We start from the raw sequence: 24,367 nt of genomic DNA on the forward strand, positions 1-24,367 counted from the left end.
TTATAGACTATTTAGTCTAAAATTACCTTAATAAAGCTATTTTTCACACCAATTACACTTAATTTATTATTAATATAATCATTTATTATATTAATTGATTCCTCTGATATTCTTTCACCTGGAAGAACTAAAGGAATACCAGGTGGATAAGGAACTATTGCTTCCATGGCAATTTTGTTAGCTGCATCTTTAAGGCTAACTAATTCTCCTTTTAAATTAAATACCTCATAAGGTTCTAATATCTTTTCATTAGTAATGCTGTTAAAGATAAAATCCTTTCCTTCTGACTTAATATTCCCTATTTCCAGCTCATTAATTGCCTCATATAATTTAATAAAATCCTCTTCTATATTTGAAGGAGATAATATTAAAACAACGCCCTTAGCAAAACTCATTTCAGCTTGAATCTTTCTACTTCTTAAGTATTCTAATAATTTATGACCACTATATCCATTCTTTAGAGTCATTATATATCTACTCTTGTCTATTCCATATCCTTCTTTAATATTATCCTTTGATATTATAGTAACCTTATTTAATTTATTAATTTTAATTCTATATTCTTCGGCTTTTTCTATTAATGTATTATAATCTTTCTCTGCATAATTATCTAAATAGTATCTAGCATAATCTAATGAAGACATAATCAAATAAGAAGGTGATGTTGTCATAAAAGCTCTTATATAAAAGTTCAAATTATCATCTTCTACATTTGATAATAAATATCCTCCTTGAGTTAGTGCTGGAAGAGTCTTATGTGGACTTAATATTACATAGTCCCCTAAAGCTACAATAGATTTTGGTAAATTATCTGCAAAACCATAGTGAGCTCCATGAGCTGCATCTATAATAATTTTTAATCCCTTTTCTTTAAGCTCTTTAAATATTGATATATCTTCATAATAAATCCCATAATAATTAGGATTAGTTAGTATTATTCCCTTTGGATTTTTAGCTATACTTAAGGTTTTAATAATTTCTTCTTTAGATGGAGGCATAAATATTCCAATTTCCTTATCTATAACTGCATCTATGTAAATTGGTTTAAGCTTTCTTAAAATAAGACCATTATATACAGACTTATGGCAGTTTCTTTCTACTAGAACCTCATCCCCCTCATTAAATGCCGAAAATATTGCTGCTAAATTACTAGCAGTACTTCCATTTACAACAAAATATCCTCTTTTCACCTTATAAGCCTCAGCTAATAACTCTTCTGCTTCCTGGATTACTCCCTCTGGAGAATGTAAGTTATCTAAAGGTTCTACTTCAGTTATATCTAACTCCCCTAGGGTATTTCTAAACTTTTCGCCTAATCTATCCCTTAAAAACGCCTTTCCACTTTTATTTCCTGGCATTGATAAAATCAAATTATTTTCTTCTTTATAATCTAAAACTGCTTCTAATAAAGGTGCTTTTTTCATATTTACCTCTCTTAATTATAAATAATTTCAGTAGAACTGCTTCTTAGTACTTTCTTAGCAACTTCTAATATTTCATTTATTGTAATATCTTCTAATCCTTCTATTTCATCATTATATATTTTATAGTTACCAAACATAGTACTATAAGTAGAAAGTTCCTTAGCTGCAATAATATTTTGCTCTTCTCTAAATAATCTTTTTAACTTTAAGGATTTACCTAAAGAAGAAATATCTACTTTAAAACTCTCACCTTCCATATTGATAATATCACTTATACAATTATCTAATAACTCTATAGATTTATCTAACTTTTCTATTGAGGTGCTAAAATTAACTTTATATAATTTTATATACCTTTCATTTGAAATCTTTGTTAACACATCATAAACTAATGAATTTTTAGTTCTTAAAGTATCAAATAATATAGAATTAACACCCTCTCCAAAATATTCATTAAAAAGCCTAAAAGCTTTAAGTTCCTTAGAAGTCAGCTCATTAATTGGGAATACACGTTGAACTCTAGCTATTTTAGTGCCTTCCTTTTTATCCTTATATGTATTAAAATTACTTATTTCATAATCTATATCATTAATCACTTCTGAATTACTATTGTCTTCCCATATTGAAAAATACTTCATAACTACTTCTAAAATCTTATTAAAGGGCATTGAGCTTACTATTGCAATTGAAGTTTTACTAGGTGAATAATTTTCTCTATAAAACTCCTTTATATCCTCTAGATTCACAGAATTCAAATCATTTTTTCTTCCTATTATAGGATATTTTATTCTCCTATTAGTGAAGCTATTTAAAAATAGCTTATCTTCACAATATTGCTCTATTTCCTCATCCCATTCTTCTAATTCTTCTTTAATTACTTCCATTTCTTCAGAAAATCCCTTTTTATCAAAAATAGGATTTATAATTAAGTCAGAAAATAATTCTATTCCCTTTTCCAAGTCTTCATTAAGTAAAGTTCCATAATAAATTACATATGGATAATTTGTCATGGCATTTTGGAAAGCAAAAATACTGCTTAATGTCTTATTAATTTCTTCTTCATTCTTAGTCTTTGTTCCCTTATAAACCATATGCTCTGTTATATGTGCAAGCCCCAGCAAATCCTTTTCCTTGCATGCTCCAGCATCTACAGAAATAGAAATGGATGTAAGCTTTGATGTTGTTTCTTTATAAATAACTTTAATATTATTATCTAGTATTACTTCCATAAAGAATCTACTCCTCCTTTATTACAATATAATTGTAAATTAAAAGCTGGCACTTGACTATTCAAATTCCAGCTTTTAATAATATTATTCTGCTTTTAATGCTATTGCGCATTCAATTCTTTTCTTTTGCATAGCACAACCAATTTCATAAGGTATATTCATATCACCATTAAAGTTTACGTTGTTAGCTTGGCATCCTCCACTACAATAGAATCTTGCCCAGCAATCTCTACATTTTGGCTTGTTATATATATGTGCCTTCTTAAACTTTTTACCAAGATCAGCATCATAAGTATCATCATAAATACTTCCCAGCTTATATTCTTCTTTTCCTACAAATTGATGGCATGGATAAACTTCACCTTGAGGAGTTATAGCAACATACTCAAATCCAGCTCCACAACCTGAAATTCTCTTATAAACACAAGGTCCACCATTTAAATCTACATTGAAATGATAGAATTTATATTCATCCTTACCTTCTCTTTTTCTTCTTACCATATCTTCATAAAGCTTATCATAGTTCTTCATTATTTCAGGTAAATCTTCAGTTCTTAGTGAAAGAGGCTGTCCATCTTCTAGTACTACAGGTTCAATAGAAACTTCTTTAAAGCCCTCATTTACCATAGCCATTACATCTTCATAGAAATCTGTATTAGCTCTAGTAAAAGTACCTCTTACATAGTACATCTTACCTGGAGTTCTCTTTTCTATCATCTTCTTTATATTTGGAAGAATATCATCATAAGATCCTGAACCATCTACCTTAATTCTAACATTATCATTAACGCATTTTCTTCCATCTAATGATAATATAATATTACCCATTTCCTTATCCATAAAGTCCATCATATCATCATTTAATAAAGTAGCATTTGTAGTCATGGTAAATCTAATATTTTTCTTCCATTCCTTTTCATTATCCCTTGCATACTTTATTATTTCTTTTATAGTGTCCATTATCATAGTTGGCTCGCCACCAAATAAATCTATTTCTATATTTCTTCTAGGACCACTTCTCTTAACAACATAATCTATTGCCTTTTTTGCAGTTTCAATAGACATAACCCCTTTATGTCCGTTATACTCCCCTTCATCTGCAAAACAGTATTTACATCTTAAATTACAGCCATGAATTATATTTAAGCATACAGCCTTTATATAATCTCTATCATCCATTGATCCATGTGCTATATCTTCATACTGATCTTCAGAATATAATAAACCTTCCTTAACTAGTTCCACCATTTCATCATAGGCTTCTACAATAGTTTCTTCATCGTATTTCCCTTTAAGTAACTCTATTATTTCTGACTTCTTCTTCATTCCTTCATCATGAACTAAATCATATACAAGTTCATCTACAATGTGAACTGCTCCTGTATTAACATCTAGTAAAAAGTAATTTTCACCTTGCTTAAATTTATGTATTAATGACATTTTATTACCTCCAAAAGTTTTATTAAAAAGTCAAGGAGCTGTCCCACAAGGACAGCCCAATTAATAATTAAGAACTAATAATTACTAATTCTTAATTTCTAATTACTCACTTTTCTTTGCGTTACAGCTCCTTCTCTTAATTAATTTTCACACTCTAAGTTTGCAACTGTACATGAAGTTTTGCAAGCTGATTGACATGAGTTAGCACATTCTTTACAGCCTGGCTTAACTAAGCTGTTTTTAATGTTAGTCTTGTTGATTGTCTTAATATGCTTCATAATAATTTCTCCCCCATATTACAAATTCTTTCCGATTATATCACAAAATATCGAACTTTTAAAGACAATATTTACTTTATTCTCTATATTTTATACTATTATTTTAATTGCTTAAATATTCTTCAAATCTTCTTATATTAGCTTTCTTTCCTATAACTACAATTAAATCATTTTCTCTTAAAATATATTCTGGATCAACTTCAATCATAGTCTCTTCATCTCTCTCTACAGCTATTATATTTAAGTTGAACTCATTTCTGATTTTAGATTTTAATATACTTTTACCATCTATCCTATTTGTTGCTCTTAATTCTTCTATATGAATATCATTATTTAATTCTATAAATTCTAAAGCTTCTTCATTAAGTAATCTATTTGCAATTCTTATAGCCATATCATTTTCTGGATAAACTATTTCTGCACCTATCTTCTTTAATACACATCCTTGCTCATAAGTATTAGCTTTAGCAATAACTCTCTTAACTCCCATATTAATTACGTTTAGAGTAGTTAATATACTTACATCAATCTTTTCTCCAATACATACAAATACTGTGCCGCAATTTTGTATTCCTGTTTCTAATAGAGTTTCTTTATTTAAATTGTTTACTACAAAAGCATTATCTGTATATGATCTAATTTGCTTTACTTTATTTTCATCACTATCTAATACTACAACATCTTTTCCTGCTTCAATTAAAGTTTTAGCTAAGGCAAATCCAAATCTACCTATTCCTATAATTCCAAATTCTACTGCTGGTTTAAGATTAAACATAATATTTCCCCCTATCCTATAATTACTGCTTCTTCTGAATAAGAAGCACCTTGAGTTTGTTTAAAGGACCAAATAGTTGCCATAGTCATAGGTCCAAGTCTACCGATAAACATTATTACAGATATAATTATCTTACTAGGATCAGTTAAATCTGGTGTTATTCCAGTAGATAATCCAACTGTACCAAAGGCACTAGTAGTTTCAAATAATAATTGCATAAATGAGTAATTTGGCTCTAAAACGCTTAACATAAATGTTCCAATACAAACTACTAATAATGCTAAAATTATTAAATTGAAAGCCTTAATTATTGTATTAGCAGGTATTTTCCTCTTAAAAGCGGTACAGTACTTATTAGTTGCAGTACTATATATACTTCTAAATAAAGTAAACATTGTAGTAGTTTTAATCCCCCCTCCTGTAGATCCAGGTGAAGCACCAATAAACATTAAAATTGTTAAAGTAAATAATCCTGCATTTGTAAAGTTTCCTAATGGATAAGTACTAAATCCTGCGGTTCTTGCTGAAGTACTAAAGAAAAAGGCTCCAAGCCATGAAATATCTTCAGTTGCTTTTAAGAATACAGTTCCAACTATAAGTAAGAAGGCAGTCATTACAATAACTACTTTAGTATGTAAACTAAATTTACTAAACTTTTTATACACTATTATTTCTCTAATTACTAAGAATCCTAACCCACCGAATATAATAAGTCCACAAGTTGTAAGGTTTAATAATATATTACTTTGGTAAGGTATTAAATTCTGAAGTCCTCCTAATATATCAAAACCTGAATTATTAAAGGCTGCCACTGAGTGGAAAACACTAATTCCCAAAGCATCTAATGGACTATAGTCTTTGGAAAAGACTATATAGCTTAATATAGTACCTATTAATTCAAAGCTTAATGTCATAATTAATACTGCTTTAACTAACCTAACTAAGCCTTGCATTGTATCTAAATTCATGGATTCTTTAATAAGCATTCTTTCCTTAATACCTACTTTTTTACCCATAAGTAATATAAAACCAACACCTACTGAAGTTACTCCAAGTCCTCCAATTTGAATTAAGAGAGCTACTACAGTTCGTCCAAAAACTGTAAAGGTATCTGCTGTATCAACAGCTATTAATCCAGTAACACAAACTGCACTAGTTGAAGTGAATAAAGCATCTACAAAGGTGACTGTTTGTCCATCTCTTATTGAAATAGGTAATTTTAATAAGAGTGCTCCAATCAAAATAACTGAAAAAAACCCTAAAACAATGATTCTACCAGGGCTTATTTTCTTTAATACTCCCATAATAAAGATCTCCTTCATAATATAAGTAATATTTTATGTCGTATCCATTTTATCAATTTATGCTTAATTATATATTCCTAAAATTTTACTGTCAATTTCTTTATTTTTACCGAAATTCTCTTAATTTAGCCCTGAAATGTAAATAAATCAAATTAGTTTTCATTTAATTATAAAACGTCACAAATACAAGGTTTTTCAATTAACAATTAGCAATTAATAATTAACAGTTAAGGTTAAAATTTAGCCGAGCTAAATTTTTTTAATAAAGCCCTTAATATTCTAAATTTATATGTATTTCTTCAAAAATTTAAGCAAACTATTTCTTCATAATAAAGTCCTCACTCTTCTCAATTTTGTATATTATTTTAAAGCTTTAAACCTAAATAAAAAGGCTCGTATTTACTACGAACCCCTACTTCTACTTATATATAATGTCTCTTATTATAAATCCTAGATCACTTTCACTTAATTGATAGTCAAAATTTGATTTAATAGTTAATTTTTCATTATTAAGAAATAAATCTGATGAATCAGCCCAATCTGAATTTATTACATCCCCATTCTTATCTACTTCTAAAATATCCAAAGAAACATAAGCTATATCCATTCCACTAGTATTTGTTAAAGTAATTTCTAACTCTTCAACTCCTGCAGCTGAGTGCCTTGTATAGCTGTCAATTAACACTGCCCAATCATTATTGTTAGTTGAATTGCTACTACCACCACCAAGTTTAGAAATTAACTTTTGTGCATCTTCATAATACTCACTAACTTCACTAACTTCTTCTAATTGCGTTGAGTACATCATCTTTTCAGCTTTACTTAAATCTTCTAATGATTTATTTTCAGTATTCTTTATTACTCTTTCATATACAGTTTTGCCAACTGATATGTCTTCAATAAGAGTTAATGACTCTTCAGCTTTCTTTGCCACTTTTTTATTTTCATCTTTTTTTAATTTATGAAGTTCTGTCATTACATCTATTTGCTTAGAATTATCAGCTTTATACTCTTGGACTAGTGTATCAATTTCAGTCATTTTTCCTGACTTATCAGTTCCATTGCAACCTACTAATATTAATATACCTGCTACAACTACACTTATCATTGTATTTCTTGTTTTTTTATTATTAAAAATCATCTTATTCACCCCCACTATATATTTCTATATAAATACATTATTACCTTCTTTTTCATATATTAAAACTATAATTCTACGTTAATCTAAATATAAATTATACTAATATGTTTTAAATATCCTCTTTTTCGTTAGCATTTTTTACTAATAGTTAAGTTATTTTTCTCAGTTTTCTGAGCTTTTTTAAATTCTTTAATCCAAAATTAAAAGACTGTAGAGATTTAAATTTAAATAAATCTCTACAGTCTCTATACGCTTTAAAAATCATATTACTAAATTAATAATATAACTAAAAATGAAATTAAAAACTCTTTAATTCAGTGATTTAGAACAAATCACATCCTAAATTATTCATTGTTAATTATTAATTGGCAATTGACATTACTCTTCCCATCCTTCAGGGAATTCTGCATTGTGGTAAACTTCTTGAACGTCATCGTCATCATCAAGTAAGTCTAACATCTTTTGGAACTTCTTAGCATCATCTTCATTTAGTTCAGTATAAGTATCTGGTATCATCTTAACTGCTGCTTCTAAGAATTCTAATCCTTCTGCTTCTAAGGCTTCTCTTACTGCACCAAAGTCTTCTGGAGTAGTAGTTACTATAAATACTTCTTCTTCAGATACAAAGTCTTCTGCTCCAGCATCTAAAGCAAGCATCATTATTTCATCTTCATCTTTATCTTCTTTTTCAATTACTATTTCACCTTTTTCTTGGAACATAAAGCTAACACAACCTGTTGCTCCCATGTTTCCACCGCCTTTAGTAAAGGCACTTCTTACATTACCTGCTGATCTGTTTTTATTATCAGTTAAAGTTTCAACTATAACTGCAACTCCTGATGGACCATATCCTTCATAAACAATACTTTCATAGTTTACAGCTGATAATTCACCTGAAGCTTTTTTAATTGATCTTACTATATTATCATTAGGCATATTTGCAGCCTTTGCTTTAGCAATTACATCTCTTAATTTTGGATTGTTGTCGGGAACAGGGCCTCCATTTTTAACTGCAATTACAATTTCTTTACCTAACTTTGTAAAGATTTTTCCTCTTTTTGCATCTACTTTTCCTTTTTTATTTTGAATATTATGCCATTTTGAATGTCCTGACATTTTAATTCCTCCCAACATTAATCTAAAATTTTTAACCTAAGTGGAATTATATCATAATTATTTTTTTATTACAAATCTTCTACATAAAACTACCCTTCAAGTATCGGGGGAATTAAGTCCGCTTGAAGGGTAGTAAATCTATCTAATTAAATCAACATGCTTATTATTCATAAATCTTTTAATATCTTCCACTCCAAGTACAGGACTATCTCCATATGTAGTATGAGCTAATACACCGCTGCAAGTAGCAAACTCAATTGCTTCTTTCTTATCAAAACCATTTAATATTCCATGAATAGCACCTGCTGCAAAGCCGTCACCTGCTCCAACTCTATCATAAATAGTTAATTCATATTCCTTACTTAAAATAAAGTCTTCATTATCTAATAAATACCCTTGTAAAAATTGTTTTTTGCCATCATTTCTTCTTTTTGTTCCAACCATTATTTCTATACCATATAGCTTTCTCATAGAATTTAAGATGAATTTTGTTTTATCATTTCCTTTTAACTCTTCAGGTGCCTCTATTCCTAATAATAATTCACCATCTTTTTCTCCAGCAAAAACTATATCACTTAGCTTTAATATTTTTTCATATTCTTCTTTTGCCTTTATTTTCTCTTCTTCTTTCCATAATGATTCCCTAAAATTACAGTCAAATATAACTTTAATATTCTTTTCTTTTGCTTTCTTAGCAAGAGTATATACTAAATTCCTTATATTCTCATTTATTGCCAATGAAATTCCACATAAATGGATACAGGACTTTCCTTCTAACATTTTTTCAATTTCATAATCTTCAATATTGCTATTGGCAAAAGAACTATCTTTTCTATTCATATATGTTACCCTTGAAGGCCTATCACCAATACCCATCTCCAAAAAGTATATTCCAATATGCTGATTTTTATATAAAATATAATTATCATTAATACCTAATTTTCTTAAGTTAGCAGCTGCTGCATACCCAACATTATTACTAGGAAGAGAAGTTGCTAAATAAACTGTGTTACCCATTTTGTATAACCCAGAAAGAATATTAACTCCAGTACCTGTATATAGAAAATTTAAGGAATCACTTTGAGACAATAACTTATAATCCGGTGGCATAAGCCTCATCATCACTTCTCCAAAAGCTAAAATATTCATATTATACCCCTACCTTATTATTAAACTAGCTTTTTAACTATAGATAAAAGCTTTTTAATGTCTTCTACCTTAGTATCTCCTGTTTCCTTGTCCACAATGGATGTATAAACATGAGGCACTACTTTCTTTACTCCTTCTTCTAAAGCAATTTTCACTATTTCTTCAAAATTAGATAAATCTATTCCTCCAGTTGGTTCCATAATAAAATCTAGTTCTGCACAAGCTTTACATACTTCTCTATATTCATCCTTTGTTTTTAAGCCTCCCATTGGGAAAAACTTAACTGAGCTACATCCCATATCCTTAAGCATTTGGATAGCTGTTCTAACTGGTATTATTCCATCTTCTGCCTTAGAACTTAAAGGACCTGTCGATACTTTTACAAATCCAACTTTACCACTTGGTGATATTAATCCATTAACTAAGGTTTCGCTTTGTCCAAGTAGCCCTCTAGTATATCCAATCCCAGTAAATACTTGATTTACATGTTGTGGTTGAACTTCTTTTGATATTTCAGCAACCATCTTCCATTGATTAGGATCTCCAGCTCCTAGTCCTACTGAAATAGAATTATTTATTTCTTTACTATAAATTTTCATATCTTCTACTGCTTCTTCTACAGTATTATAATTTTTTGATAAAAGTCCTGCTAAAACATGACCTTCTGCTGCTTTGTAAACTTCTCTAGCATTTTCTATAGAGTTTACTAAAACATTTAAACATATTTTGTCCTTATAAAAATTTGCTTTTAAACTCATAACAACATCCCCTAAACCTTTAGTATATCTTTTATTTTTGTTAGTATAATATTTAACTCATCATCACTAACGTCTCTAATATCTATTTCTATTTTCCCTAAACTTGCTTTATAATCTCTTGTGTATATTTTTATTTCTCCACTTTTAAGTCTCTTTGTAATATCAACTGCTGAAATTTTAGTGATATTTTCATCAAAGGAAATTTCACTTCTTATTATAGCTCTTCCAGCCTCATCTCTTTTATTTATAGCTTGTACTCCGTTTATCTTGTTTAATTCTAGATTAAAGTTATTTAACCTTCCTTCTTGCTCAATAATAGACTGTTTATTTTTATTTATATATATTTCAATTGCTTTAGTTAGTCCAAGTATATTTTCTTTTCCAATTTTCATTACTCTTCCTATACCACTGCCTTGAAGTTTTAAATTATTTATAAACTCTCTTTTTCCTATTACTATTCCTGATGTTGGTCCTTCTAAAGCTTTAGTCCCACTATAAATAACTGCATCAGCACCTAAATCATAATACTTTATTAAATCTTCTTCAGCTGCTGCATCTACTATTACTGGAAGGTTATATTTTTTACCTATTTCAATATAATCCTCTATTTCTAAAATTCCTTTTTGAACACAATGATGTGACTTGATATATATTAAAGCTGCAGTGTTATCGTTAATTAATGCTTCTACATCTACAACTTCACATTTATTACTATAGCCAGCCTCTTTTATCTTTCCACCACCCATACTTATTGGGATATCTATAGCTGTTCCGTAATTAATAATATGTCCTTTTGGGATAATAATTTCTCTTTTCTTATTATCTTCATTATATAAATTCATAATTAAACTATAATCTTCTTTAGAAATAGCAGTAGCTATACATTGGGCTATGCCACTTGATGCACTTGATACTATATAAGAAGCTTCAACATTTAATATTCTACTTATATATTCTCCAGTCTTATCTAAAAGATCTTTTACTTCATAAAAATTACTTGCTCCTTCTTTCATATAAGATAATACATCAGAATTTACTCTTGAGCCTCCTAATATAGTCATCTTACCTGAAGCATTTATAACTTTCTTCACATTGAATTTTTCATAAATGTTATCACTCATACTTACTCCTTATCTATTTCAATATACTCTCCCTTTAATATTACAGCTAAAGGTTTAAAATATTCTAAGGCAATTTTCTTATTTCCATTAGAATCTACAAGTTCCTTTTCTCCTTTAACTATATCAAAGATAGTTATATCTGAAATAAATCCTTCTTTTAATTCTCCAAAGCCTTTAAGTCCTAATATTTCAGCTGGATTTTTAGTAACCATTTCTATAACTTCTTCTTTTTCATAACCTATGGTTAAAGCTTTTGTCATAGTAGTTGCTAAATCAAATACTGGACCATGCAACCTATTTCTTTGATAAATATCCGTACTAATACTGTGACACTTAATTCCATTAGTCCTTGCAGTCTCAGCTACATTAAAATTAAAGCTATCTTTTCCATGAGCTATATCAAAATACACACCTTTTTCATAAGCCTTAATTGCTTCTTCTTTTATAGAATTTTCATCTTTTAGTATTCCATTTGCTTTACCATTAAAAATATGACTAACTATATTACCTTCTTTTAGTTCATCTAATATTTCCTTTAAAGTTGGAGGTTCAGATCCTATATGAACCATTAATGGTAGTCCAGCTTCTTCACTTGCCTTCTTGGCTATTTTTAAAGGAGTAATCCCATTATTACCAACAACTGTTTTACTAATTCTAGCTTTTACTCCAACTATAAATTCCTTATACTTTTCTACTGCATCCATTAATAAATTTACTTTTAAGTTATCTAAATTTGATAACTCATCTTGGCTTTTAATCCCCTGCCTTGCAATATTTATAAAGGCAAAAACTCTAGTTTTAACACCCTTACTTTGATTATAAAACTCTTCTATAGTATCTGCTCCTGCTGTTCCAGCATCAACCACTACAGTGACACCTTTTTTATATCCAATTTCATCAGCATCATCAGAATATAGCTTAAATTTGTTAAAGCAATGAGTATGCATATCTATCCATCCAGATGAAATATGCTTTTCTCCTTTTAAATCAATGACTTTTTTTCCTTCTAAGTTTTCTATATTTTCACTTATTTTTAGAATTTTATCCTCTTCTATTTCTATATCTATTAAATTTCCATCTATTAATCTTCCATTTTTTATTACTATCTTCATGACTATTTCCTCTTATATTCTACCATTTTAAACTTGCTCCAAGGATTAATAAAATCTAATAATACTAATTCCTCTTCCCTTATTCTTCCGACTTTATTCTTCCTTTCATCTTTTGAATCTAATAGAGCTATTTGAAGCTCTCCTTTGTACTTTCCAAAGTTATTATTTCCAATTAATATATCGCCTTTTTTAAAGCTTATATCATTATTATGAATTTCCACATTATCTTTACTATACTTTACCCTAACCTCAGTACTTCTTACAACTTCATGTGTAATATCCCCTCTTCTATGATGTTGTTCATTTAAAATAATTTTTCTCTCAACATCAGTTGTTTCTTCTAATATTTCAACAGATAATTCTATTTGATATCTATTTACCTTAGATAGTGCTTCTAATTCCTCTTCAGAGGCATATGCATTTCCAATAATTACATCATCAATTAATTCTGTTGCAAATAAATGCTTAGCTTGTACATCTATAGGTAGATTTCTATGCTCTTCTAATGTACATAATCCATCATTTATATCCCAAGGTCCAATCTTACCTTCCTTAGAAGTTATAAAGGCAGCTGTTCTTAAACCATATTTTTTAAACCTCTCTGAACACTTAATGAAAAAATCATAAGGAAGCCCTGTCCCCTTTTGAGGATAGAAATTATGACATCCATATATAAAAGGTTTATTAGGTTTATAGGTTATAATATTATCTATATAAGCTACATCATTACTCATATTTATTTCTATTCTCAAGTTATAGGGATTAAATGATATCTTTGCTTCCTTAGAACCATCAAAACCTACATCTAACCTAATACCAAAAGCGCCTAAATCATTAAAAAAGCTTAAATCATCATAAGATATAGAATATTTATCAAAAATATTAGGTGCTATATCTAAAATAACTTCAAATCCTCTATCATTTGCATAACTAATAATTTCCTTAAATGTTCTTTTCACCTCTTCAATTGATTCATTAGCTGAAAGTAAACACATAAATATTCTCTTAAAACCATATTTTTTTGCTAAATCAATATACTTCTTATCCTCTTCCATAATAGAATGCTCTGGATATATTGATATTCCTAATCTTCTTTCCATCTTAATCCTCCAATACTGTCTTTGGTCTATGTCTAAAATAGACTATAATAAAACAACCTTCTATAATACTTCCATAAATTAATAAGTAAAATCCAAATTCAAATAACACTGCTATAGTTAATAAAACAAATGTATATAAAAAGCTATAAGCAATAACTTTCCCTAGCTTAATCTTAGGTGGATTCTTTTTAAACTTTCTTTCTAATAATATATTGGTTACAAAAAAAGTAATTATCATAAATACAAAGGTAATTGATCTAACCATATTTACTAGTGCTGTCGCACAAACAGCCTAAATTAAGAATTTAAAAAAATTATTGATGTAATTCTTACAGAATTACTAAAATTAATTTCTTTTTAAAACTCCTTCGGGAGTTTTTCATTATTTTTTCATTATGCATTCTTAATTTCCCATTTTGCGACAGCACCTCCCTCCTTTATTTAATTTCTTCTACTTCATGTAATAACTCTTTAGATAATTGTTGTTTTTCAAACATTTTAAAGAATGGATAATATATTAATAGTGCGATTATAAAGTTTATAACAACTAATACTCCTGCCATCAGATTCCAATTTGTACTCATAACTGCTGCAACTGGAGAAGGCATAGTAAATGGTAATCTTGCCATCATAAGTGGAATTACTCCCGTTATAGTTAGGAAGTATGATAAGGTAGTTAATACTAATGGTGCTAAAATAAATGGAATTGCTAGTACAGGATTCATTACTATTGGAGCTCCAAATATAATTGGCTCATTTATATTAAATAACCCTGGCAATAATGATAATCTTCCTAAACTCTTTAAATATTTTGACTTTGATGTTAAGAATAAAAAAACTAGTGCTAGTGTAGTACCAGCTCCTCCAATCCATACAAACCATTGTAAAAACTGTTCAGTAAATATATTAGGCAAGTTTGATGCAGCTACTCCATTTGTAAACTCAGTCATATTTTCTGCAATAGATACATCCCATATTGGCCTTATTACTGGACCCATAATAGCTGGTCCATGAATACCAAGAGCCCAGAAAAATGTTATTAGGAATACTGTAATCAATCCACCAATTAAACTATTCCCAGCTAGTACATCTTTTAAAGGCATAAGTAGTTTTGATAAAAGAGCACTTATATCGAAGTTTAAGAAATGTCTTAAAACCCAAAATAAAAGTATAATAACTAATGCAGGCAATAATGCTGCAAATGAATTCGATACTTCTGGTGGTACTCCTTCAGGCATTTTAATAGTAATCTTTTTCTCTTTCATTATCCTATATATTTCTATTGAAATAATTGATGCAACTATAGCACCAAAAAGTGAGCTAGAGCTTAAGCTTGCAATATTTAAGTACCTACCACTTGCTATAACTCCTTCTACAGATTCAGTAACTTGTACAGGTACCACTGTTGAAATAAGAAATCCTACTGTTGCAAGTAATCCCCCACCTACTTCATCTAAATCATAACTTTTAGCTAAGGCTGCACCCATACCGTATGTTGCATATAAAGCTAAAATCCCAACGGTAAATCTAAAAGGCACATCTACTATCGCCTTATAAGGTTCTATAAATTCAGCATAACCAGTTATAGGTAGGTTTAATAAGATAACAAAGAATGATCCAACAATTGTTAAAGGTAATGTAGCCACTATCCCCTGCCTTATGGCTCTCATATGTCTTTGATTGCTCATTTTAAAAGCAACCGGCATTAACTTGACCTCGATCCAACTCATGAATTTTTCCATTTCCTCTTTACACCCCATTTATTAATTTAAGGAATTCCTTTTTACAATTTCATTGTAACATTATAATGTTTTATTGTAAACATTATAATGTTTATTTTTCTAATTATTTCAAATTTTTTACTAGCAAAAAAGCAAAATAAAAATGGGCCGTCTCAAAGACAGCCCATTTAAAAATTAAAAGTTACGGCACTTTTTTAAACCGTATAATTTATAACATATTTATGAATTCTAGTATTATATTGAGCCAATGACACTTCTATAACCTTATTATCAGCATCATAGGTCAATCTTCTTCTTCCTAAAGTTGGTCCTTCTTCTAGTTCTAACTCATTTAAAATATCAATACTTGGATAGTCTATATAAAACTCATCATGAAAATTATTTATATTAAATCCACTTCTATATAACTGCATATATATAGAAAAATTATTTTCATCTTCTATTTTATCTAAAGATAGTCCTTCTGGTAAGAAATGAGTAAAGTAAATATATGGTTTACCATCTAAATAATATATCCTTCTTATCTTAAAGCATTTATCACCGAAATACTTAAAAAGTTCATCTTGTGGAAGTAAATCGATTTTACTAAAGGTTGTTTTTTCCTTTCTTAAGCTATAACCTTCTTGATTTAAAATATTCGAGAAGGAATCTCCCTTAGATAGCTTATTAAAGATGCTATTACTAATAACTGTGGTTCCTTTTCCACTTCTTTTAATAACATATCCTTCACCTTCTAGTAATTCAATAGCTTTTCTTACCGTTATCTTACTTACTCCAAATTCCTTTTCTAGTTCAATTTCTGTTGGAATAAAGTCTCCAACTTTATAGGTTCCATTTATAATTTTTTCCTTTATTACTTCCATTACAGTTATATACAATGTACTACTCTTACTCATTATATCACCTCCACTTTATATAACCTTATAAAGCCTGTTTTCTTCTTTGAAGTAAATATCCTGATCTTCTTTACTAATTATAATCTTACCACTAGAAGCTTCTATTATTTCTTTTTCTATCTCTTCTACAATAGAAACTTCTGATATAGTACTTAGCACTACTTTATCAGTATATTCTATATCTTCAATATGCCAGTTTTTCTCATTAAATATATATTGAATTTTACCAAGCATATCATATTCCATAGTAAAAAGTAACTTTTGTCCCTTAACCTTCTCAACTATCTTTGCTGCTTTAATGGCAATTGAGGCTCCTTTAGTATATGCTCTAGTTAATCCACCTGCCCCTAGTAGTATTCCTCCATAATATCTAGTTACTACTATTGCACAATCAGTTACATTGCTTTTCTTCATAACTTCTAATATAGGAATACCTGCTGTTCCTTGTGGCTCTCCATCATCACTATACCTTTGGATACCCATATTTTCACCTATTACATATGCATAGCAATTATGAGTAGCTTGTTTATGCATAGCTTTTATTTCATTAATAAAAGCCTTAGCTTCTTCTTCATTTTCACATCTTTTAGCATAACCTATAAATTCAGATTTTTTTTCTATAAATCTATCTTCACCATAATTTCTTACTGTAGTATAACTCAAGACAGTTCCTCCCTGATAACTTTAAATCCTTTAATAATTTTTTCCTCACTAGTTTGTGAAAAACTAATTCTAAAATAATAATCTCCATCAACTGAATCCTTAAAGAAAATAGATCCTGGAGTTATATATACTCCTCTTTTCTTTAACTTATAAAATAATTCTTTAGAGGTAATATTCTTATTTTTAATTTCTAAATAAAAATATAAACCTCCCTTTGGATCAATATATCTAATATAATCATTTAATTCATTTTCAATTAAACTTTTCATTAATTTATACTTTTTAATATATTCTTCTCTTTGAAAGTCTATATTTTCTTTCCAATACCCCTTGCTAATATATAATTCAAGGGCTCTTTGCATTAAACTTGAAGTTGTAATATCTGTATTAATCTTAGACCTTTGAATAATTTCATTAAAAGATGTTGGTGTAACCATATAACCAAGTCTAATCCCTGGTAAAAATATTTTAGAAAAACTTTTTATATATATTACTCTATCGTATTTATCTAACTTTTTAAAAGGTTCATGTATAATATTATTGTCATAAATAAGCTCTGATAAATAATCATCTTCTATAATATAAAAATCATATTTTTTTGCTAGTTCTAGTATCTTAAGTTTCTTTTCTTTACTATAACTAATTCCTGTTGGATTATGAAAATAGCTCATAGTAAAGAAACAACTAATTTTATTCTTTTTTAGAATTTCTTCAAAGGCTATTAAGTCTATACCATCTTCCTCTAAGGCTACTTCAAAAATATTAGCTCTTCTCCATTTAAATACAGAAATAGCTCCACCATATGTAGGCTTTTCCACTATTACATTATCATTTATATTTACTATTGCTTTCGATGCTATATCTATACCTTGCTGAGCTCCAGAGACAATAAGTAGATTCTTTATATCTAATTCTTCATCCCAAAAAGATTTATTAATGGTCTCTCTTAAATTTTCATAACCTAAGGCTTCCTTTGCTATTAAAGCATTTGCTCCATCTCTATCTAAAACTTCATTTAAAACATCCTTAAATTCTGCTACTGGAAAATAAACTTCAGAGTTAGTCTCTCCTGTAAAATCAATAACTTCTTCTAATCTTTCTAAAGTCAAGCTTTTAATTATTTTTGAATATTCTCTATTAAACAATGAGATAACTTCTCTCTTCTTAGCATAAGTACCTGAGCCTACCTTTTGATAGGCATACCCATCAGACTTTAGTTTTTTATAAGCATTTACTATTGTAACCTTATTTACTTCTAACATATCTGTTAAAGCTCTTATTGTAGGAAGTTTTTCACCATCTTTTATCTTTTTACCATCTATTAGTTTTTTTATATAATTAGCTATTTGAATATATTTAGGAATTTCCTCTTCAAAGACTATATTATAAAGTTCTTTCATAATTTCCCCCAAAATATATATGTTTCAATAAGTAATCTACATTTTTAGTACTTATGTTATTTTAAGTAAAAATGTTTTAAAGTAAACTACCTCAATTGAAAGCATATATAGTTTAATTTTTATATCTATAAACATTTTCCATAGATAATAAAATACCTTTTTCATCTCTAAATTCTCTTTTTTCTTTAACTAAAATATTATTATTATGCAAAACCTTTAAAATCTCCTCTGTTTTAATCTTAAAGTTTTCAAAATAACTATTATTATCGATTTCAAAAGCACTAAGGTACTTATTTTCCTTTTTAATAAAATCAATCATTTCTTTAGCAGCCTTAATTATATTAAATTCTAAATAATCTTCCATATAATTTAATAAGGCCTTTATACTATCTTCAGTAACTTCTTTATATAAAAGATTTTGAACCCTAATATTCAATTCATCATTTAAATTACAAGCCATATTTAAGGAATCTTTAGTAACTGTATATCCATTTATACTTAAATAAAGCATTGAAAAATTATTCAGAGCTCTAATTAATAATTCATGAGCTGTATACCTGCTCCCCTTACTTAAATACTTTTTACATATTTGGGCTTCCTTATAAAAGTTTCCTAGGTATGTTAAATTCCATCTTCCCTTATCTTTATCTATCATATACAGTACTTGTTGATTTAACTCATTTATTTCATTATCTATTGAGTATATTAGTTTAGAAGACATTAAATAATTTTTAATTAAATCCCTTTTCCCTGCAGATTTTAGATAATTTTTAAAACTATCCTTGCTAAGAAATTTAATATGTACTGGTATATCTAATACTTCTGAATAAATATCTCTTATCTTATTAAATCCATCTTTATATATTACAAATAAATCTATATTTGAGCCTTCCCATAAATCACCTGAAACCATACTACCAAAAACAAATATTGAAATAACATTAGGATTCTTTTTTAAAATTTCAGTTATTTCTAAATATGAGTTTTGATATTCTGCTACTGATTTTGCCATTACTCATCCCACCCTTATAATAATTGTATATAAATTTCAATAATATTTTTACATTTTATTAAGTTAGTCCTATTTAAAATTGCACAATTACTAAAGATAAAAATTATATACTGAAACCTATATTATTACAGTTTATTATATAAAAAAACTGCAATAAAGTCTAACCTTCATTGCAGCATTATTTAATTTATGACCTATTGTAGTATATTTATTACAAAGTCTTTTGACTTATTGTAGCTTTCATCATCAACTTCTACTACCATAAAACTACCATTATCTCTATATTCCTCTTCTAAAACTCTTCCATTTCTATGAAGATATGAATTTATATCACTTCTATCATAAGGAATTAAATATTCACATTTCTTCATTTTATAAGGAAGTTTTTCTTCAATTAAAGATAATAAACCATCTAGGTTAATACCTTCCTTTGCAGATATTTCTATAGTTTCATATTCTTTAGTAGCTTCTCTTATAGAATCTAAGTTTTCTTCTGAAGCCCTATCTATTTTATTTAAAACTAATATAGTATCCTTATCTTTAGCTCCTAATTCTTCAAGAACTTCTTCTACAGCTTCAACTTGCTCTAATGCATTATCTGAAGATGCATCTACAACATGGCATAAAAGATCTGAATAAATCACTTCTTCTAATGTAGACTTAAAAGCTTCAACTAAATCATGAGGCAACTTTCTAACAAATCCTACTGTATCTGTTATAGTTACAACTCCCTTGTTTTTTAAGATAATTGATCTAGTAGTAATATCTAATGTAGCAAATAACATATCAGCTTCAAAAACCTTCTCTTTTCCTTGAACTTCTTTTTGAGCTGCAATATCACATAGTTTATTTCTAAGAGTTGATTTACCTGCATTAGTATATCCAACTAAAGAAACCTTAGGAATACTTTCTTTATTTCTCTTTTCTCTTTGAACTTCTCTAGTCTTCTTAATTTTCTTTAATTCATCATTTAAATCATAAATAGTTTCTTTAATATGTCTTCTATCAGTTTCTAACTTCTTTTCTCCCGGTCCCTTAGTACCTATTCCTCCACCTGTTCTTGAAAGCATAGTACCTAAACCTTGTAATCTACTCATTCTATATTTAAGCTGTGCTAATTCTACTTGAATCTTAGCTTCTTTACTTCTAGCTCTTCTTGCAAATATCTCTAGTATTAATGTAGTTCTATCTATAACCTTTGCTCCTAAGGCAGCTTCTAAATTCCTAACTTGAGAGCCTGAAAGTTCATCATCAAATATTATTAAGTTAGCATGTTTACTTTGTCTTAATGATGCTATTTCAAAAACCTTACCTTTCCCTATATAAAAGGCTGGATCTACTTTACTTCTACTTTGATATACCATATCTAATACTGGAATATCACAAGCCTTTGTTAATTCCTTTAATTCTTCTAAACTTTCTTTAGTATCAGATCCAACTAAAATAGCCTTTTCTGCATTATCTTCTGTTATTTCTCTTTCCTTTATTAAACCTTCAATATGTTGAATCTTATCTAAAATATTTATAGAAAGTAATTCATTTAAAGATAAATTTAACTTTTCTTCATAATCTAATAAATCATTAGTAATTGTTATCATTCCAAGAGAATAATCAGTTATTTTACCATCATATACTCCAATAGCTACAATAGCATCTAACTTAAGCTTTAATAAAGCTGATAAATCTAAAGCTGATAAATTAGAATATCCATTTGGATGAGTATGAATCACCCTAACTCCTGATAGTCTTCTTTCTCTAATATCAATCATTCCTATTTCTACAGATGTTGAGTCTCCTATTGTAATTGATACAACTTTTCCTCTTCTATCTACAGCAAGACTAACTTCTCTTTCTATATTAGAAGAAATTCTTGATATAGTCTGAATTATCTCTTCACTACAAACCTCATCTTTTAATACCCTTGCTCTATATAAGCCTTCAAGCTCATCTAAAAAGGTCTTCTTTACTCCTTCAGTATTACCAAATATCATTTATATCACCCTACTTTATAATATATTAAGTCCATCACACAAAACATTAATTATGCATTGGCACTCTATACTTTGTATTAATTATGTTTATATTATAAGTTATTGTCAAGTATTTATCCTCTAAGCTACTAAATTAAAAATTGAGTCATCTTCATTAAAAGTATTAACATTATATAGAAAAAGTACTTCTTTTATATCATTATTAATTAAATACTCTGAAACAGAATCTTTATAATACCTTAAATCTATAAGAGAAATATTCCCATAATTTTCTGTTAAAAAAGGGATAAAATTATTTGCATATGAATCTTTTATTATCAATATCTTCTTATCAGTATTTTTGTCTGATTCAATTTCTATAAGTGGGTGATTTCCATCAAGAAAAACCTGATATTTATCTTTGTTATAAAGTTTTTCACTATTGAATAAACTTGGTTCCTTTTTTTGTTCAGTAACATAATTAACTAATATATTCTTGTTATTAGGAATATATATTTTCAGTTTATCTTTACCTAACCCATAGAGTCCTATCTTGGAAGATAGACTGCCATAAAAGTCATTGGATGCTATTATGCTTTTGAACTCTTCTTTATTAGTAGCTTCTATTCCTGTGGCTTCACAAAAAGCCTTGTATCCTAAATATGCCCCTTCAGATGTCCAATGATGATCAGTTTTAAAATAAATATATTCATCTTTGTATTGTTCTAATTTATCATGTACTGTAATAAAGTTGATATCTTCTGATAAATTTCTTTCTACTTTTTTGATATATTCTATCTCATCATCAACTGGAGAATACTTTGGCAATTTATCATTTAGAATACTTGTAGCAGTTGGTACTAACATAAAATTAATATTTAAATCTGTATTTAATTTCTTAAATTCATTAATAACATTTACTTTATTAAATAAATCCTCATTTGATGTTATTTTAAAATCTTCAAATAACTGATTATCTTCACCTATATAAACATTGTTTATTTTATTTTTCCCTATCATCAATTCAATTCTTGATTTAAATGATATAAAATTTGTTCTCTTAAAGAATTGATCTGCAACATAACTATTTAAGTTTTCTGTATAATTTTCTGATAGGATTCTAGGTCTACTTTGTAAATTTCTATTTTCAACCTCAGAAAAATTTTTATCTAAGCTTATAAAATTTGCTATTACAAAAAATATTAATGCCAATATAAAGATAAATGATAATAACAAGAAATAACTTTCATTAAATTTCTTAATATTTCTCTTAACAAATTTATTATTTTTCATTTTATAACTTTTCATATGTATTCACCTATTTCTAAAATCTAAAGTATAAAAATGGATTGTATGTTTCTGATACTAAATAAGCTATACTTACAATAAATATAATAAACTCTATAAATACTATTAGTACTAAATCCTTCGTTTTAAAGAACTTCATAATATTTTCAATAGACTTTTTAAGAATATCCGTTGCTAACACTATGGATAGTATAATTAATATTATATTAGTACTAATTAAATATGCCCCTAATTTGTCAACAGTAACATGTCCAAATCCAAACATTACCTTTATATATTCAATTGCTGAGCTTAAATTATTAGCGTCAAAGAATACCCATCCTATTGTAACAATTATCATTGTATATAAGTGACATATATACTTAGGTAACTTATGTAATAGCTTTTTTAAAAAGAACTTTTCAAAATATAGTATGAAGCCAAAATAAAGTCCCCAAACAATAAAGTTCCAGCTTGCGCCATGCCATAATCCAGTTGTTAGCCATACAATAATAATATTTCTTAATTGAATTAAATTTCCTCTTCTATTCCCACCTAAAGGAATATATAAATACTCCTTGAACCAACTACCAAGTGAAATATGCCATCTTCTCCAAAACTCTGTTATGCTTTTTGACATATATGGATAATTAAAGTTTTCTAAGAAATCAAACCCAAACATTTTCCCAAGTCCAATTGCCATATCTGAATATCCACTAAAATCAAAATATATCTGCAATGTAAATGCTACTATACCTATCCAAGCTGCTAATAATGATAAATTATCAATATTAACGCTCTTTACTTCCATCCAAATAGCTCCTAAATTATTAGCTATTAAAACTTTTTTGGCTAATCCAATAATAAACCTTTCAACACCTTGTCCAAATTTATATATGGTTACTTTTCTATATTCTATTTCTTTTTCTATATCAGAGTACTTTACAATAGGCCCTGCTACAAGTTGTGGGAACATTAGCACATATAAAGAAAACTTTATTATATTACTTTGAGGAATTACTTTGCCTTTATAAACATCTACTATATAAGATATTAATTGAAAAGTATAAAATGATATTCCTAATGGTAAAGAAATTTCTCTTACATTTAAATTAACATTAAAAACTATATTTATATTTTCTATAATAAAAGAATAATATTTAAAAAATACCAGTATAGCTATGTTAATCAATGTAATTGTAAAAAGAATTAACCTCTTCTTTTCGATATTGTATCTATTTTTATAAATTAATATTGATAAAATATAATTTACTATCATACTAAGTATTATTAAAAATATATATCTTGGTTCACCTAATGTATAAAATATAATACTAAAAATTAATAATATTATATTTTTATATTTATAAGGTGAAATATAATAAACTAATAATACTATAGGTAAGAATACAAAAATAAAAGCTAAACTACTAAAAACCATATTTATTAC

The 24,367-nt window shown here is 27.9% G+C and carries 22 protein-coding genes; all 22 read right to left on the reverse strand.

The genetic code is table 11. The features are described from left to right. Nucleotides 1–11: 11 nt before the first annotated feature. Nucleotides 12–1,424 carry an aminotransferase class I/II-fold pyridoxal phosphate-dependent enzyme gene (locus tag E5347_RS06790; protein ID WP_136005746.1) on the reverse strand — a complete coding sequence of 471 codons (1,413 nt, stop codon included), beginning with the start codon at nt 1,422–1,424 and terminating at the stop codon, nt 12–14. An 11-nt stretch (nt 1,425–1,435) separates the two neighbouring features. After that, on the reverse strand, nt 1,436–2,653 hold the full coding sequence (locus E5347_RS06795) for a M16 family metallopeptidase (protein ID WP_136005748.1): 1,218 nt from the start codon (nt 2,651–2,653) through the stop codon (nt 1,436–1,438). A gap of 84 nt (nt 2,654–2,737) precedes the next feature. Continuing rightward, nucleotides 2,738–4,093, reverse strand: coding sequence for a thioether cross-link-forming SCIFF peptide maturase (gene scfB / locus E5347_RS06800; RefSeq protein ID WP_136005749.1), 1,356 nt, complete (start codon nt 4,091–4,093; stop codon nt 2,738–2,740). 140 nt (nt 4,094–4,233) lie between these two features. Then, on the reverse strand, nt 4,234–4,371 hold the full coding sequence (gene scfA, locus E5347_RS06805; protein WP_016208429.1) for a six-cysteine ranthipeptide SCIFF: 138 nt from the start codon (nt 4,369–4,371) through the stop codon (nt 4,234–4,236). 103 nt (nt 4,372–4,474) lie between these two features. Next, nucleotides 4,475–5,146, reverse strand: a complete 672-nt coding sequence (locus E5347_RS06810; RefSeq protein WP_136005751.1) for a potassium channel family protein — start codon at nt 5,144–5,146, stop codon at nt 4,475–4,477. An 11-nt stretch (nt 5,147–5,157) separates the two neighbouring features. Beyond that, the gene (locus E5347_RS06815) at nt 5,158–6,450 is read right to left on the reverse strand and encodes a TrkH family potassium uptake protein (protein ID WP_136005752.1); all 1,293 of its coding nucleotides are present in this window, start codon (nt 6,448–6,450) and stop codon (nt 5,158–5,160) included. Nucleotides 6,451–6,868: 418 nt separating this feature from the next. Next, on the reverse strand, nt 6,869–7,591 hold the full coding sequence (locus E5347_RS06820; protein WP_136005754.1) for a hypothetical protein: 723 nt from the start codon (nt 7,589–7,591) through the stop codon (nt 6,869–6,871). Between the two features lie 378 nt (nt 7,592–7,969). Continuing rightward, nucleotides 7,970–8,707, reverse strand: a complete 738-nt coding sequence (locus E5347_RS06825; RefSeq protein WP_136005756.1) for a YebC/PmpR family DNA-binding transcriptional regulator — start codon at nt 8,705–8,707, stop codon at nt 7,970–7,972. Nucleotides 8,708–8,845: 138 nt separating this feature from the next. Further along, on the reverse strand, nt 8,846–9,856 hold the full coding sequence (locus E5347_RS06830) for a sugar kinase (protein ID WP_136005758.1): 1,011 nt from the start codon (nt 9,854–9,856) through the stop codon (nt 8,846–8,848). Between the two features lie 20 nt (nt 9,857–9,876). Beyond that, entirely contained in the window at nt 9,877–10,614 is a 738-nt protein-coding gene (gene dagF / locus E5347_RS06835; RefSeq protein ID WP_136005759.1) for a 2-dehydro-3-deoxy-phosphogluconate aldolase, read from the reverse strand. An 11-nt stretch (nt 10,615–10,625) separates the two neighbouring features. Further along, complete coding sequence (locus tag E5347_RS06840) at nt 10,626–11,735, reverse strand: DgaE family pyridoxal phosphate-dependent ammonia lyase (RefSeq protein WP_136005761.1); 1,110 nt, start codon at nt 11,733–11,735, stop codon at nt 10,626–10,628. A 2-nt stretch (nt 11,736–11,737) separates the two neighbouring features. Next, a complete protein-coding gene (locus tag E5347_RS06845; protein ID WP_243109736.1) occupies nt 11,738–12,847 on the reverse strand; it encodes an amidohydrolase/deacetylase family metallohydrolase in 1,110 nt (369 codons plus the stop codon). Between the two features lie 2 nt (nt 12,848–12,849). Next, nucleotides 12,850–13,947 carry a DUF871 domain-containing protein gene (locus E5347_RS06850; RefSeq protein ID WP_136005765.1) on the reverse strand — a complete coding sequence of 366 codons (1,098 nt, stop codon included), beginning with the start codon at nt 13,945–13,947 and terminating at the stop codon, nt 12,850–12,852. 1 nt (nt 13,948) lies between these two features. Further along, nucleotides 13,949–14,212: a hypothetical protein gene (locus E5347_RS06855; RefSeq protein ID WP_136005767.1), complete on the reverse strand. Its 264-nt coding sequence runs from the start codon at nt 14,210–14,212 to the stop codon at nt 13,949–13,951. Between the two features lie 172 nt (nt 14,213–14,384). Further along, entirely contained in the window at nt 14,385–15,689 is a 1,305-nt protein-coding gene (locus tag E5347_RS06860; RefSeq protein WP_136005769.1) for a PTS sugar transporter subunit IIC, read from the reverse strand. A gap of 194 nt (nt 15,690–15,883) precedes the next feature. Then, the gene (locus E5347_RS06865) at nt 15,884–16,585 is read right to left on the reverse strand and encodes a GntR family transcriptional regulator (protein WP_136005771.1); all 702 of its coding nucleotides are present in this window, start codon (nt 16,583–16,585) and stop codon (nt 15,884–15,886) included. Between the two features lie 15 nt (nt 16,586–16,600). After that, nucleotides 16,601–17,248, reverse strand: coding sequence for a YigZ family protein (locus tag E5347_RS06870; RefSeq protein WP_136005773.1), 648 nt, complete (start codon nt 17,246–17,248; stop codon nt 16,601–16,603). Beyond that, nucleotides 17,245–18,648 carry a PLP-dependent aminotransferase family protein gene (locus tag E5347_RS06875; protein ID WP_136005776.1) on the reverse strand — a complete coding sequence of 468 codons (1,404 nt, stop codon included), beginning with the start codon at nt 18,646–18,648 and terminating at the stop codon, nt 17,245–17,247. The genes E5347_RS06870 and E5347_RS06875 overlap by 4 nt, the downstream gene beginning before the upstream one ends. Nucleotides 18,649–18,760: 112 nt before the next feature. After that, nucleotides 18,761–19,660 carry a nucleotidyltransferase domain-containing protein gene (locus E5347_RS06880; RefSeq protein WP_136005778.1) on the reverse strand — a complete coding sequence of 300 codons (900 nt, stop codon included), beginning with the start codon at nt 19,658–19,660 and terminating at the stop codon, nt 18,761–18,763. A 194-nt stretch (nt 19,661–19,854) separates the two neighbouring features. Next, nucleotides 19,855–21,651, reverse strand: a complete 1,797-nt coding sequence (gene hflX, locus E5347_RS06885) for a GTPase HflX (protein WP_136005780.1) — start codon at nt 21,649–21,651, stop codon at nt 19,855–19,857. 120 nt (nt 21,652–21,771) lie between these two features. Then, the gene (locus tag E5347_RS06890) at nt 21,772–22,938 is read right to left on the reverse strand and encodes a DHHW family protein (RefSeq protein ID WP_136005782.1); all 1,167 of its coding nucleotides are present in this window, start codon (nt 22,936–22,938) and stop codon (nt 21,772–21,774) included. 16 nt (nt 22,939–22,954) lie between these two features. Next, nucleotides 22,955–24,358: an MBOAT family O-acyltransferase gene (locus tag E5347_RS06895; RefSeq protein WP_136005784.1), complete on the reverse strand. Its 1,404-nt coding sequence runs from the start codon at nt 24,356–24,358 to the stop codon at nt 22,955–22,957. Nucleotides 24,359–24,367: the final 9 nt, after the last annotated feature.

Source organism: Clostridium sartagoforme, assembly GCF_004794105.1.
In the GTDB taxonomy this organism is placed as follows: domain Bacteria; phylum Bacillota; class Clostridia; order Clostridiales; family Clostridiaceae; genus Clostridium; species Clostridium sartagoforme_B.

What these genes read in the sequence shown, in the direction of transcription:
- scfB (WP_136005749.1), bottom strand. Translation starts at nt 4,093, where the DNA reads ATGTCATTAATACATAAATTTAAGCAAGGTGAAAATTACTTTTTACTA.
- E5347_RS06830 (WP_136005758.1), bottom strand. Translation starts at nt 9,856, where the DNA reads ATGAATATTTTAGCTTTTGGAGAAGTGATGATGAGGCTTATGCCACCG.
- E5347_RS06790 (WP_136005746.1), bottom strand. Translation starts at nt 1,424, where the DNA reads ATGAAAAAAGCACCTTTATTAGAAGCAGTTTTAGATTATAAAGAAGAA.
- E5347_RS06815 (WP_136005752.1), bottom strand. Translation starts at nt 6,450, where the DNA reads ATGGGAGTATTAAAGAAAATAAGCCCTGGTAGAATCATTGTTTTAGGG.
- scfA (WP_016208429.1), bottom strand. Translation starts at nt 4,371, where the DNA reads ATGAAGCATATTAAGACAATCAACAAGACTAACATTAAAAACAGCTTA.
- E5347_RS06850 (WP_136005765.1), bottom strand. Translation starts at nt 13,947, where the DNA reads ATGGAAAGAAGATTAGGAATATCAATATATCCAGAGCATTCTATTATG.
- E5347_RS06825 (WP_136005756.1), bottom strand. Translation starts at nt 8,707, where the DNA reads ATGTCAGGACATTCAAAATGGCATAATATTCAAAATAAAAAAGGAAAA.
- E5347_RS06890 (WP_136005782.1), bottom strand. Translation starts at nt 22,938, where the DNA reads ATGAAAAGTTATAAAATGAAAAATAATAAATTTGTTAAGAGAAATATT.
- E5347_RS06860 (WP_136005769.1), bottom strand. Translation starts at nt 15,689, where the DNA reads ATGGAAAAATTCATGAGTTGGATCGAGGTCAAGTTAATGCCGGTTGCT.
- dagF (WP_136005759.1), bottom strand. Translation starts at nt 10,614, where the DNA reads ATGAGTTTAAAAGCAAATTTTTATAAGGACAAAATATGTTTAAATGTT.
- E5347_RS06895 (WP_136005784.1), bottom strand. Translation starts at nt 24,358, where the DNA reads ATGGTTTTTAGTAGTTTAGCTTTTATTTTTGTATTCTTACCTATAGTA.
- E5347_RS06810 (WP_136005751.1), bottom strand. Translation starts at nt 5,146, where the DNA reads ATGTTTAATCTTAAACCAGCAGTAGAATTTGGAATTATAGGAATAGGT.
- E5347_RS06875 (WP_136005776.1), bottom strand. Translation starts at nt 18,648, where the DNA reads ATGAAAGAACTTTATAATATAGTCTTTGAAGAGGAAATTCCTAAATAT.
- E5347_RS06820 (WP_136005754.1), bottom strand. Translation starts at nt 7,591, where the DNA reads ATGATTTTTAATAATAAAAAAACAAGAAATACAATGATAAGTGTAGTT.
- E5347_RS06880 (WP_136005778.1), bottom strand. Translation starts at nt 19,660, where the DNA reads ATGGCAAAATCAGTAGCAGAATATCAAAACTCATATTTAGAAATAACT.
- E5347_RS06865 (WP_136005771.1), bottom strand. Translation starts at nt 16,585, where the DNA reads ATGAGTAAGAGTAGTACATTGTATATAACTGTAATGGAAGTAATAAAG.
- hflX (WP_136005780.1), bottom strand. Translation starts at nt 21,651, where the DNA reads ATGATATTTGGTAATACTGAAGGAGTAAAGAAGACCTTTTTAGATGAG.
- E5347_RS06840 (WP_136005761.1), bottom strand. Translation starts at nt 11,735, where the DNA reads ATGAGTGATAACATTTATGAAAAATTCAATGTGAAGAAAGTTATAAAT.
- E5347_RS06795 (WP_136005748.1), bottom strand. Translation starts at nt 2,653, where the DNA reads ATGGAAGTAATACTAGATAATAATATTAAAGTTATTTATAAAGAAACA.
- E5347_RS06845 (WP_243109736.1), bottom strand. Translation starts at nt 12,847, where the DNA reads ATGAAGATAGTAATAAAAAATGGAAGATTAATAGATGGAAATTTAATA.
- E5347_RS06855 (WP_136005767.1), bottom strand. Translation starts at nt 14,212, where the DNA reads ATGGTTAGATCAATTACCTTTGTATTTATGATAATTACTTTTTTTGTA.